Origin of the sequence: Streptomyces termitum (assembly GCF_014650175.1) — a bacterium.
In the GTDB taxonomy this organism is placed as follows: domain Bacteria; phylum Actinomycetota; class Actinomycetes; order Streptomycetales; family Streptomycetaceae; genus Streptomyces; species Streptomyces termitum.
Genome location: NZ_BMUL01000014.1, coordinates 71,837 through 83,687, shown reverse-complemented (window position 1 = coordinate 83,687; position 11,851 = coordinate 71,837). Strand labels below are relative to the sequence as shown.

9 protein-coding genes are annotated in these 11,851 nt (G+C 72.6%); 7 read left to right on the top strand and 2 right to left on the bottom strand.

The window, feature by feature from the left end; translation table 11 throughout:
• Position 1 precedes the first annotated feature (1 nt).
• The 6 genes from IE219_RS24095 to IE219_RS24070 all read left to right on the top strand — a co-directional run bounded on the left by IE219_RS24095 (position 2) and on the right by IE219_RS24070 (position 7,077).
• Positions 2 to 1,150 (top strand): ABC transporter ATP-binding protein, encoded by a 1,149-nt coding sequence (locus tag IE219_RS24095; protein ID WP_189980986.1) that lies wholly within the window; start codon positions 2 to 4, stop codon positions 1,148 to 1,150.
• Positions 1,147 to 2,076: an ABC transporter permease gene (locus tag IE219_RS24090; protein ID WP_189980984.1), complete on the top strand. Its 930-nt coding sequence runs from the start codon at positions 1,147 to 1,149 to the stop codon at positions 2,074 to 2,076. The genes IE219_RS24095 and IE219_RS24090 overlap by 4 nt, the downstream gene beginning before the upstream one ends.
• On the top strand, positions 2,076 to 2,870 hold the full coding sequence (locus IE219_RS24085) for an ABC transporter permease (protein ID WP_189980981.1): 795 nt from the start codon (positions 2,076 to 2,078) through the stop codon (positions 2,868 to 2,870). Before IE219_RS24090 ends, IE219_RS24085 begins: the two co-directional genes overlap by 1 nt.
• A 37-nt stretch (positions 2,871 to 2,907) precedes the next feature.
• The gene (locus IE219_RS24080) at positions 2,908 to 4,326 is read left to right on the top strand and encodes an NAD(P)/FAD-dependent oxidoreductase (protein ID WP_189980979.1); all 1,419 of its coding nucleotides are present in this window, start codon (positions 2,908 to 2,910) and stop codon (positions 4,324 to 4,326) included.
• Positions 4,327 to 4,475: 149 nt separating this feature from the next.
• Positions 4,476 to 4,958: a hypothetical protein gene (locus tag IE219_RS24075; RefSeq protein ID WP_189980977.1), complete on the top strand. Its 483-nt coding sequence runs from the start codon at positions 4,476 to 4,478 to the stop codon at positions 4,956 to 4,958.
• Between the two features lie 346 nt (positions 4,959 to 5,304).
• Entirely contained in the window at positions 5,305 to 7,077 is a 1,773-nt protein-coding gene (locus IE219_RS24070) for a chitinase (RefSeq protein ID WP_189981196.1), read from the top strand.
• Here the strand turns inward: IE219_RS24070 and IE219_RS24065 are convergent.
• Together IE219_RS24065 and gabT are read right to left on the bottom strand one after the other, a co-directional pair.
• Complete coding sequence (locus IE219_RS24065) at positions 7,043 to 7,777, bottom strand: phosphatase PAP2 family protein (RefSeq protein ID WP_189980974.1); 735 nt, start codon at positions 7,775 to 7,777, stop codon at positions 7,043 to 7,045. The genes IE219_RS24070 and IE219_RS24065 overlap by 35 nt on opposite strands.
• A 105-nt stretch (positions 7,778 to 7,882) precedes the next feature.
• Complete coding sequence (gene gabT, locus IE219_RS24060; RefSeq protein ID WP_189980972.1) at positions 7,883 to 9,217, bottom strand: 4-aminobutyrate--2-oxoglutarate transaminase; 1,335 nt, start codon at positions 9,215 to 9,217, stop codon at positions 7,883 to 7,885.
• A 254-nt stretch (positions 9,218 to 9,471) separates the two neighbouring features.
• Between gabT and IE219_RS24055 the strand changes: the two genes are divergently transcribed.
• Positions 9,472 to 11,832 (top strand): ATP/GTP-binding protein, encoded by a 2,361-nt coding sequence (locus IE219_RS24055; RefSeq protein ID WP_189980970.1) that lies wholly within the window; start codon positions 9,472 to 9,474, stop codon positions 11,830 to 11,832.
• Positions 11,833 to 11,851: the final 19 nt, after the last annotated feature.

Sequence of the window (11,851 nt, the reverse complement as noted above, 5' to 3'; positions counted from 1 at the left end):
CATGACTGACCAGACCACCGGCGGCGACGTCCGACTCACCGGGATCAGCAAGACCTACGGCTCCTTCACCGCCGTCCACCCGCTCGACCTCACCGTCCCCCAGGGCTCCTTCTTCGCCCTCCTCGGCGCCTCCGGCTGCGGCAAGACCACCACCCTGCGCATGATCGCCGGCCTGGAGGACCCCACCACCGGCACGATCTCCCTCGGCGACCGCGACGTCACCGACCTCCCGCCCTACAAGCGGCCGGTCAACACCGTCTTCCAGTCCTACGCCCTCTTCCCGCACATGGACATCTCCGAGAACATCGCCTTCGGCCTGCGCCGCCGCGGCATCAAGTCGGTGAAGAAGCAGGTCGACGACATGCTGGAACTCGTCCAGCTCGGCGACAAGGCCCATCACAAGCCGCACCAGCTCTCCGGCGGCCAGCAGCAGCGCGTCGCGGTGGCCCGCGCGCTCATCAACCACCCGCAGGTGCTCCTCCTCGACGAGCCGCTCGGCGCCCTCGACCTCAAGCTGCGCCGCCAGATGCAGCTGGAGCTCAAGCGGATCCAGACCGAGGTCGGCATCACCTTCGTGCACGTCACCCACGACCAGGAGGAGGCCATGACCATGGCCGACCAGGTCGCGGTGATGAACGGCGGCCGGGTCGAGCAGCTCGGCGCCCCCGCCGACCTGTACGAGAACCCGCGCACCACCTTCGTCGCCAACTTCCTCGGCACCTCCAACCTGATCGGGGCCGAGGTCCTGGAGACCGGCTCCGACGTGGTGGTCTCCGCGGGCGGCGCGACCCTCCGGCTGCCCGGCGACCGCTGTACCGACGCCGTCCGCACGGGCGGCGGGCTCCTCGTCGGCGTCCGCCCCGAGAAGATCTCGCTCACCCACGCCGACGACGCCGACACGATCGCCGGCGGCCGCAACCGGGTCACCGGCAGGATCGCCGACTCCTCCTTCATCGGCGTCTCCACCCAGTACGTCGTCGACTCCCCGGCCGGCGCCGGGCTCCAGGTCTACGAGCAGAACATCGAGCGGGACGCCCGCCTCGTCCCCGGCGCCGAGGTCGTCCTGCACTGGAACCCCGCCCACACCTTCGGGCTCGACGCGGACCAGGACATCGACGCGGGCGTGGAGACGGTGGAGGACGCCTCGTGACCACCACCCTGACCAAGGAGGCCCCGGGACCGGTCGAGGAACCGGTTCTGCGCAAGCCCTCCGCCCGCAAGCGGCTCGTCCCCTACTGGCTGCTGCTCCCCGGCATCCTCTGGCTGGTCGTCTTCTTCGCCCTGCCGCTCGTCTACCAGGCGTCCACCTCGGTCCAGACCGGCTCCCTCGAAGAGGGCTTCCAGGTCACCTGGCACTTCCGGACCTACCTCGACGCCTTCACCGAGTACTGGCCCCAGCTCGTCACCTCGCTGCTGTACGCGGGCACCGCGACCGTGCTCTGCCTGCTGCTCGGCTACCCGCTCGCGTACCTCATCGCCTTCAAGGCCGGACGCTGGCGCAACCTGCTCCTGGTCCTCGTCATCGCCCCCTTCTTCACCAGCTTCCTCATCCGGACCCTGGCGTGGAAGACGATCCTCGCCGACGACAGCCTCGTCGTGGACGTGCTCAACGCGCTGCACGTCCTCGACGTCACCAGCTGGCTCGGCTGGACCGAGGGCGAGCGGGTGCTGGCCACCCCGATGGCGGTCGTCTGCGGCCTCACGTACAACTTCCTGCCGTTCATGATCCTGCCCCTCTACACCTCCCTGGAGCGGATCGACGGCCGGCTGCACGAGGCCGCCCGGGACCTCTACGCCTCCCCGGCGACCACCTTCCGCAAGGTGACCTTCCCGCTGTCGATGCCCGGCGTCGTCTCCGGCACCCTGCTCACCTTCATCCCGGCCAGCGGCGACTACGTCAACGCCGAACTGCTCGGGTCCACCGACACCAAGATGATCGGCAACGTCATCCAGTCGCAGTTCCTGCGGGTCCTCGACTACCCGACGGCCGCCGCCCTGTCCTTCATCCTCATGGCGATCGTGCTCCTCATGGTCACCGTCTACATCCGCAAGGCGGGAACGGAGGACCTCGTCTGATGACCTGGCTGCGCAAGAACCTCGTCGTCGTCGCGGGGCTGCTCACGCTCGCGTACATGATCCTGCCGAACATCGTGGTCATGGTGTTCTCGTTCAACAAGCCGAACGGGCGCTTCAACTACGCCTGGCAGCAGTTCTCCCTGGACGCCTGGAAGAACCCCTGCGGCGTCGCCGACATGTGCGAGTCGCTCACGCTCTCGCTCCAGCTCGCCGCCTGGGCCACCCTCGGCTCGGTCCTGCTCGGCACCATGATCGCCTTCGCCCTGGTCCGCTACCGCTTCCGGGCGCGCGGCGCGATCAACTCGCTGATCTTCCTGCCGATGGCGATGCCCGAGGTGGTCATGGCCGCCTCGCTGCTCACCCTCTTCCTCAACATGGGCATCCAGCTGGGCTTCTGGACGGTCCTGATCGCCCACATCATGTTCTGTCTGTCGTTCGTCGTCACGGCGGTCAAGGCCCGGGTCATGTCCATGGACCCGCGCCTGGAGGAGGCCGCGCGCGACCTCTACGCCGGGCCCGCGCAGACCTTCCTGCGGGTCACCCTGCCGATCGCCGCGCCCGGCATCGCCGCCGGCGGCCTACTGGCTTTCGCACTCTCGTTCGACGACTTCATCATCACCAACTTCAACGCGGGCTCCACCGTGACCTTCCCCATGTTCGTCTGGGGATCGGCGCAGCGCGGTACCCCCGTTCAGATCAACGTGATCGGCACCGCGATGTTCGTCCTCGCGGTACTGATCGTCGTGGCCGGGCAAATCATTACGAACCGGCGCAAGAAAACAGCAACAGCCTGAGCGAGAGCCGTCTCAGGCACCGAAGGAGTTGGAAACCATGGCCCCCGTCGCCATGCGTCTCGCTGCCCAATCTCTCTCCGACGCCCAGCCCGTCCCCTTCTGGCTGGAAGACCCCGGCAAGCCCGGCGCCCTGCCCGCCCTCACCGGCACCGAGAAGTGCGACCTCCTCGTCGTCGGCGGCGGCTACAGCGGACTGTGGACCGCGCTCCTCGCCAAGGAGCGCGACCCCGCCCAGGACGTCGTGCTCATCGAGGGCCGCGAGGCGGGCTGGGCCGCCTCGGGGCGCAACGGAGGCTTCTGTGCCGCCTCCCTCACCCACGGCCTCGGCAACGGCCTGGCCCGCTGGCCCGACGAGCTGCCCCGGCTGGAGCGGCTCGGCGAGGCCAACCTCGACGCCATCGAGGAGGCCGTCACCCGCTACGGCCTGGACTGCGAGTTCGAGCGCACCGGCGAGATCGACGTGGCGACGGAGGCGTACCAGGTCGAGGAGCTGCACGAGCTGTACGAGGAGGCCGACCGGCTCGGCCTGGCCGAGGGCCTCACCCTCCTCGACGGCGCGGAGCTGCGCGCCGAGGTGGACTCGCCGACCTTCCTCGGCGGGCTGTGGGACCGGCGCGGCGTCGCCATGCTCCACCCGGCCAAGCTGGCCTGGGGCCTCAAGCGGGCCTGCCTCGACGCGGGCGTCCGGATCTTCGAGAACACCCCCGGCCTCGACCTGGTGGCGGCCGGCTCGGGGATGGCCGTCCGCACCCCGTACGGCCGGGTCGCCGCCCGCCGGGTCGCCCTCGGCACCAACGTCTTCCCGTCGCTGGTCAAGCGGCTGCGCCCGTACACCGTCCCGGTGTACGACTACGCGCTGGTCACCGAGCCGCTCAGCGCCGCGCAGCTCGCCTCCGTCGGCTGGCGCAACCGGCAGGGCCTCGGCGACTCGGCCAACCAGTTCCACTACTTCCGGATCACCGCGGACAACCGGATCCTGTGGGGCGGCTACGACGCCGTCTACCGCTTCGGCGGCAAGGTGCAGGCGGAGATGGACCACCGCCCGGAGACCTACCTCAAGCTGGCCGAGCACTTCTTCACCTGCTTCCCGCAGCTGGAGGGGCTCCGATTCAGCCACGCCTGGGGCGGCGCGATCGACACCTGCTCGCGCTTCTCGGCCTTCTTCGGCACCGCCCACCAGGGGAAGGTGGCGTACGCGCAGGGCTACACCGGCCTCGGCGTCGGCGCCACCCGCTTCGGGGCCGAGGTGATGCTCGACCTGCTGGCGGGGGAGCGCACCGAGCGCACCGAGCTGGCGATGGTCCGCTCCAAGCCGCTGCCCTTCCCGCCGGAGCCGATCGCCTGGGCCGGCATCGGGATCACCAAGTGGTCGCTGGCCCGCGCGGACGCCAACGGCGGGCGGCGGAACCTGTGGCTGAAGGCGATGGACAAGCTGGGCCTCGGCTTCGACAGCTGAACCCTTTCTCCGCCGCGTGACCTGGATTTTTAGTGTGTGATCCAGATCACAACTGATCGGTAGGGAAACCCGCGTAAGAGCGGGCGCCCCCCGCGCTCTCTCCGTGTGGACGCGCACCCCGCGCGTCCCCACGGAGAGGAGCACGCACCATGACACCTACGGGGGCACCCGGCACCAAGGCCGCGGTGGAATGGCTGGCCTCGGTCGCCCCGGATCCCGACGCCTGCCGCTGGGAATGGGAGCGCAACCCGCACGGGATCGCCCTGCTGCCCGCCGGGCTGCGCTGGGACGTCCTGATCCTGCCCGGCGCGCTCGGCCTGGCCGCCCTCGGCGTCCTGGCCCGCCTGGTCGACCGGCCTGGCCCCGTCCTCGCCGACTTCGGCGACGCCCGGATCGGCTTCTTCGTCCCGCCCGGCACGGCCGCCGGCTGGCTCGGCACCGGAGTGCGCGGCGCCGGACCCGGCAGCTGGATCACCGTCCCGTACCCCGGCCGGGTGAGCGCGGCGGCCCGCTGGCTGGTCGCCCCGGACGGCCTGGGCACCCTCACCGACGCCGCCCTGCTCGAACTCGCCATGCACGAGGCGGCGGGCGGCCCGGCCCGGACGGCCCCGAGGGGAGGCGGCGCCTCCTGACCCCGCCCCCGTACACCTCCCCGCCCCACATACCCGAACCCTCCGGCCGCACGCGCGCCCCCGCACCCCGCACGCGCGCGCGTGCCCCCGGAGGCCCCGCGCACCGAGTCCCCGCGTCCCGCGCGCCGAGCCCCCTCCGCGTCCCGCGCGCGTGCCCCCTCCGCGTCCCGCGCACCCCGCCCGCGCGCGCGTGCCCCGGAGCCGGCCGGGCCCTCCGCCAACCCCCGTACCGTCCAAAGGTCTTGACCACTCGATTGGTCTGGACCATGCTGTGGCGCGCTCCACCCCGATTCCCCCACCCCCACCGGAGGCCGTCGTGGACCGCACCAGACCCCTCACCCTGCTGATGGCGGGCGCCCTCGCCGCCGGCGGGCTCGCCGCACTCAGCCCGGCCGCCCAGGCCGCCGACACCGAACTCGCCCGCAACGGCGGCTTCGAGGCCGGCCTCGACGGCTGGAGCTGCAGCGCCGGCAGCGGCGCCGTCGTCTCCTCGCCCGTGCACGCCGGGACCAAGGCCCTCCAGGCCACCCCGTCCGGCGGCGACAACGCCAAGTGCACCCAGACCGTCACCGTCAAGCCCAACTCGACGTACACGCTCAGCGGCTGGTTCCGCGGCAGCTACGTCTACCTCGGCGCCACCGGCACCGGCACCACCGACGGCTACACCTGGACCCAGCAGGCCGCCGACTGGCAGAAGCTCAGCACCAGCTTCACCACCGGCGCCTCCACCACCTCGGTCACCATCTACACCCACGGCTGGTACGGCACCCCCGCCTACCAGGCCGACGACCTCTCCCTCTACGGCCCCGGCGGCGCCCCCGTCGAGATCCCCGCCGTCCCCACCGGCCTCGCCGCCGGCACCCCCACCTCCACCTCGGTGCCGCTGACCTGGCCCGCCGTCGCCGGCGCCACCTCGTACAAGATCTACCGCGGCGGCACCGCCGTCGGCACCGCCACCGGCACCTCGTACACCGCCACCGGCCTCACCCCGAGCACCGGCTACAGCTTCCAGATCTCGGCGGTCAACAGCGCCGGAGAATCGGCGAAGTCGGCCGCCGTCACGGCCACCACCACCTCGGGCGGCGGCGGGGGCAACGGCCAGCTCCCCGACCGCGCCCTCGTCGGCTACCTCCACGCCAGCTTCGCCAACGGCTCCGGCTACACCCGCATGGCCGACGTCCCCGACTCCTGGGACGTCATCAACCTCGCCTTCGGCGAGCCCACCTCGGTGACCTCCGGCGACATCCGCTTCAAGCTCTGCCCCGTCGCCGAGTGCCCGACCGTCGAGTCCGAGGCCGACTTCAAGGCCGCCATCAAGGCCAAGCAGGACGCCGGCAAGAAGGTCCTCATCTCCATCGGCGGCCAGAACGGCCAGGTCCAGCTCGCCACCACCGCCGCCCGCGACACCTTCGTCTCCTCCGTCTCGAAGATCATCGACGAGTACGGGCTCGACGGCCTCGACATCGACTTCGAGGGCCACTCCCTCTCGCTCCAGACCGGCGACACCGACTTCCGCAACCCCACCACCCCGGTCGTCGTCAACCTGATCCAGGCGGTCAAGACCCTCAAGGCCAAGTACGGCGCCAAGTTCGTCCTGACCATGGCCCCCGAGACCTTCTTCGTCCAGCTCGGCTACCAGTTCTACGGCTCCGGCCCCTGGGGCGGCCAGGACCCGCGCGCCGGCGCCTACCTGCCGGTCATCCACGCCCTGCGCGACGACCTCACCCTGCTCCACGTCCAGGACTACAACTCCGGCCCGATCATGGGCCTGGACAACCAGTACCACTCCATGGGCGGCGCCGACTTCCACATCGCGATGACGGACATGCTCCTCACCGGCTTCCCCGTCGCGGGCAACAGCGAGCGCGTCTTCCCGGGCCTGCGCCCCGAGCAGGTCGCCATCGGCCTCCCCGCCTCCACCCAGGCCGGCAACGGCCACACCAGCCCCGCCGAGGTCAACAAGGCCCTCGACTGCCTCACCAAGAAGACCAACTGCGGCACCTACCAGACCCACGGCACCTGGTCCGGCCTGCGCGGCCTCATGACCTGGTCCATCAACTGGGACCGCTTCAACGGCGGCGAGTTCAGCCGGAACTTCGACGCCTACAAGTGGAACTGACCCCCAGGATCAGGAACCCCAGGAACAGACTGGCCAGCACGTCCAGCGGCCAGTGGTAGCCCCTGAGGACCAGGCCCGTCCCCGTCACCGCCGTCAGCACGGCGGCGACGGGGACGAGCCGTCTCGACACCAGGTACGCGGCGCCGAAGTAGGCGACCATCGCGGTGGCCGTGTGGCCGGACGGGAAGTAGCCCTCGGCCCAGGGCTCCAGCGGGCCGGGGCGGGCCGTCCACTCCTTCAGGGGGACGACGAGCAGCGGCACGGCGGCCATCGCGAGACCCGCGCGCAGGGCGTCGCCGCGGCGCCCGCGCCACAGGGCGTACGCCATCGCGGCGGCCAGCACCGGCAGGGCCACCGTCATGTTGCCGAGGTCGGAGGCCAGCTCGCTCAGGCGGCGGGGGACCGTGTCCACCAGGGCGCCGGACACCCGCTCGTCGAGCCGGGCCAGCGGGCCGTGGACGAGTACCTGCCAGGTGATGACGGCGAGGGCGACGAGCGCCGAGAAAAGGGCCGGCCGCCCGGGAACAGGGGGGGTGGTTCCGGGGCGGCCGGGAGGACCGGGCTGCCGCGCGCCCCGGGGGGTGTGGGGCGGGCGGCCATCCGATCGGTGAGGAGTTCCGGAGCACGAGGCTCCGGTGGTGTGCGTCTCAGCACGGTCCGGACGGGGCCGGGGAGGCTCCGACCGGGGTGTTTCTCTCATCTGGTGAAGACCGTACGGCACGCGGCGGGGGACCGACAGCGGGAAACGCGTCCCGCCATCGGCCCCCCACACACTCTTCACACCGTGAGGACGGCCGGTCGTCCGTCAGAGCGCCGCGAGACCGGCCTCAAGGACGTCCAGACCCTCGTTCAGCAGCTCCTCGCCGATCACCAGCGGCGGCAGGAAGCGCAGCACGTTGCCGTAGGTGCCGCAGGTCAGGACCAGGACGCCCTCGTTGTGGCAGTACTTGGCGAGCGCGGCGGCGGCCTCGGCGGCCGGCTCCTTCGACACCGGGTCCTTCACCAGCTCGATCGCGATCATGGCGCCGCGGCCGCGGATGTCGCCGATCAGCGGGAACTTCTCCTGCATCGCGGCGAGGCGGCCCTTCATGACCTCCTCGATGCGCTTCGCCTTCCCGTTGAGGTCCAGCTCCTTCATCGTCTCGATGGCGCCGAGCGCACCCGCGCAGGCCACCGGGTTGCCGCCGTAGGTGCCGCCCAGGCCGCCGCCGTGGACGGAGTCCATGATCTCGGCGCGGCCGGTGACGGCGGCCAGCGGCAGACCGCCCGCGATGCCCTTGGCGGTGGTGATGAGGTCCGGGACGATGCCCTCGTCCTCACAGGCGAACCACTGGCCGGTGCGGCAGAAGCCGGCCTGGATCTCGTCCGCGACGAAGACGATGCCGTTGTCGTCGGCGAACTTCACGATCGCCGGCAGGAAGCCCTTCGCCGGCTCGATGAAACCGCCCTCGCCGAGGACCGGCTCGATGACGATCGCGGCGACGTTGTCGGCGCCGATCTGCTTGGTGATGGTGTCGATCGCCTGCGCGGCGGCCTCCGGGCCGGCGTTCTCGGCGCCCGTGGGCCAGCGGTAGCCGTAGGCGACCGGCACGCGGTACACCTCGGGGGCGAACGGACCGAAGCCCTGCTTGTACGGCATGTTCTTCGCCGTCATGCCCATGGTGAGGTTGGTACGGCCGTGGTAGCCGTGGTCGAAGACGACGACGGCCTGGCGCTTGGTGTACGAACGCGCGATCTTGACGGCGTTCTCGACCGCCTCCGCACCGGAGTTGAACAGCGCCGACTTCTTGGCGTGGTCGCCCGGGGTCAGCTCGGCCAGCGCCTCGCAGACCTCCACGTAACCCTCGTACGGCGTCACCATGAAACAGGTGTGGGTGAAGTCCTGGAGCTGCGCCGACGCCCGGCGCACCACGGCCTCCGCCGACGCGCCGACCGAGGTCACCGCGATGCCGGAACCGAAGTCGATCAGCAGGTTGCCGTCGACGTCCTCGATGACACCACCGCCCGCGCGCTTCGTGAACACCGGCAGCGTGGAGCCCACGCCCGCGGCGACGGTGCCGAGCCGGCGGGCCTGGAGCTCCTGCGACTTCGGACCGGGGATGGCGGTGACGACGCGCCGCTCCTGCGGGACAGCGTTCATGCGGGGCTCCTGGGGTGTTCTGGACGCTCTTGCGGGTTTCCTCCGCAGGCTAGGCGGGACGGAGCGGTCCAGGCATGCGCCGATCGGGAGTGTTGGAAGCGTGTCGTTGTCCGCGGTGGACAGGGCGGGCCCGCGCCCCGTCCCCGCCGCGCCGCCCCCGTACGGCTGCCCGAAACCCTCCCCGGACGGCCCGCGCCCACTAGATTGACGGTGGCACAGAGGCGGCGACCTGGCTGGTCAGGGGGCAGGGGTTCATGGAGACCGACGGCACGTACGAGTCACACGACACGCGGGGGGCGTCGATTCCCCGCCCGACCCCCCCGCCCCCGCCCCGCCCCCCGGCTCCCGCCGCCCCGCCCCCGCGCAGCGCCGTCGCGGACTGGCTGGACGCACCACGCCCCCCCGCCGCGACGGGCATCTGGCGCTTCCGGCATGTGGCGCCGCCGCAGGAGGCCAGGCGCCTGCCTCCGGTCACCCTGGCCGGGCTCGTCATCCCCCTGGCCGTCGGCCTCGTCCTGTGGTCGATCTGGCGCCGGGGCGGAATCCCCTACCTCTGGATGCCGCTCACCGCCCTCACCCCCGAGGACTGGTGGTACGCGCCGACGACGACCCCCCGCGACTGGCACGGGCAGGCCGCGCACGTCGTCTACAGCGGCGTCGTCTTCGCCGTCATCGTGTACACGGTGGGCAAGCTCGGCTCCTGGGGGCAGGTGGCGCGCTACCTCCTGGAACCGCACCGCCCCGCCGTACGGGCCGGACTCACCGCCGGAGCGGCGCTCCTCACGTTCATGTTCGTCTGGCCCGAGGCGTTCCCCCTGGTCAGCTGGGACCCCGTACCCGTGGTGCGGCCGGTTCTGTACCTCATCGCTCTCCTCGCCGGAGACCGCGCCGTCTTCACCTCGCCGACGGTCACCTACACCAGCTACACCGTGATCACGATCGCCCTGCTGTGGCCCTTCGCCCGGCTCGGCGGCTGGCTCGACCTCCTCAAGCCCCGCCTGCGGGCCCGACGGGGGGAGACGGCTGCTCCCGCCCCCGGCACCCCCGCCCCCCCCTCCGCCTACCCCGCCCTCCGGGACCTCGGGCAGGGGCGGGCCGCCGACGTGCTCGCCGCCGAGCTGCTCGCCGGGCGGATGAACGAGGTCGACTGCGCGCGGATCCAGCGCCACTGGGAGCGGAGCCGGGACGACGCGGGGCGGCTCGCCGGGTTCGTCGACACCGTCCTGCGGAAGGGCGCCACCGCCTGGGCGCACCCCTCCGGCGACCGGGACCTGCCCCGCCGGCTCGCCACCCACGACCTGCTCCTCGGCCAGGTCCGGATCGGCCGGGCCGTGACCGCCGAGCGGACCCCGGCCGCCTACCGGGGCGCCGGCATCGCCCTCGGCCCCGCCGCCCTCGGCACCTCGCTGCTCGTCGTCGGCCCGGCCGGCCCGGGCCCGGCCGGCGGTCTCGTCGGCGCCGCCGCCGAGGCGCTCGCCCTCCAGGCCCTCACGGGCTCCTGCGCGGTCGTCGCGGTCGGCGGCCCCACCGCCCCGTACGGTCCGGACGCGGCGTACGACGTGGTGGTCCGGCTCGGCGACCCCGCCTCCCCCTACGACCTCGACCTCTACGGCGGCCTCACCGAACCCGACGAGGCCGCCGCCCTCCTCGCCGAGGGCCTCGCCGGAGACGTCGACTCCCTCGATCCGCGCCGCGCCGCCACCGTCCTCGCCCAGCTCCTCGGCCCCTACCGGGCCGTCCACGGCGCCTTCCCCCCGGTCCCGGTGCTGCGCGAGCTCCTCGAAGCGGGCCCCGGCCCGCTCACCGCCCTGCTGGACCGGCTGCCCGGCGCCGCCGCGTCCCTGCGGCGCGAGCTGGAGGCCCGGATCCGGCAGGCGGGCACCGCCGCCGACCCCGGCCCGCTCCTCGCCGACCGGCTCGCCCTCCTCGACCGCCCCGCCTTCGCGGACTTCTTCGGCGCCGGCACGGGGGCGGTGCGGCCGTTCTCGCTGGGCTCCGTCGCCCACCATCCGCTGCGCGTCCGCGTCCAGCTGCCCGAGCAGGGCCACGAGGAGGCGTCCCGGCTCCTCGCCCGCCTCGTCCTCGCCCAGTTCCTGGCCGCCACCCGCGCGCCCGGGTCCCGGGGCCACTTCGCCGGCCTCGTCCTGGACGACGCCACCGGCGCCCTCACCGGCGGGACCGTCCGCGCCCTCCAGCGGCTGCGCGCCCGCGAGGCGGGTGTCGTCCTGGGGCTGCGGACCCTCGGCGACGTGCCCGAACCGCTGCACGGCCCGCTGCTCGCGGCCGTCGGCTGCCGCGCCGCGCTCTCCGGCGTCACCACCTGGGACGGCCGCGGCTTCGCCGAGGCGTGGGGCACCGAGTGGGTGGAGACCGAGGAGGTCGCCCACCACACGGTCTTCGCCAACCAGCCGATGACCCGGGCGATGCACGCCCTGCGCAAGAGGATCACCGGCAAGGCCGTGACCACCGACGCGGTCACCCTGCGGAGGGTCGAGCGCGAGCGGTGGTCCGCCTCCGAGTTGGCGCACGCCGTCCCGCCGGGGCACGCCGTGGTCTCCCTGACGACGGCCGACGGCGCCCACATGCCCCCGCTCCTCGTCGACCTGCGGGCCTGACGCCGCCGGGGCCGCACCC

Bases quoted from the DNA above. Each gene is read 5' to 3' on its own strand.
- IE219_RS24070 (WP_189981196.1), top strand. From the start codon at position 5,305: ATGGCGGGCGCCCTCGCCGCCGGCGGGCTCGCCGCACTCAGCCCGGCC.
- IE219_RS24065 (WP_189980974.1), bottom strand. From the start codon at position 7,777: ATGAGAGAAACACCCCGGTCGGAGCCTCCCCGGCCCCGTCCGGACCGT.
- IE219_RS24085 (WP_189980981.1), top strand. From the start codon at position 2,076: ATGACCTGGCTGCGCAAGAACCTCGTCGTCGTCGCGGGGCTGCTCACG.
- gabT (WP_189980972.1), bottom strand. From the start codon at position 9,217: ATGAACGCTGTCCCGCAGGAGCGGCGCGTCGTCACCGCCATCCCCGGT.
- IE219_RS24095 (WP_189980986.1), top strand. From the start codon at position 2: ATGACTGACCAGACCACCGGCGGCGACGTCCGACTCACCGGGATCAGC.
- IE219_RS24080 (WP_189980979.1), top strand. From the start codon at position 2,908: ATGGCCCCCGTCGCCATGCGTCTCGCTGCCCAATCTCTCTCCGACGCC.
- IE219_RS24075 (WP_189980977.1), top strand. From the start codon at position 4,476: ATGACACCTACGGGGGCACCCGGCACCAAGGCCGCGGTGGAATGGCTG.
- IE219_RS24055 (WP_189980970.1), top strand. From the start codon at position 9,472: ATGGAGACCGACGGCACGTACGAGTCACACGACACGCGGGGGGCGTCG.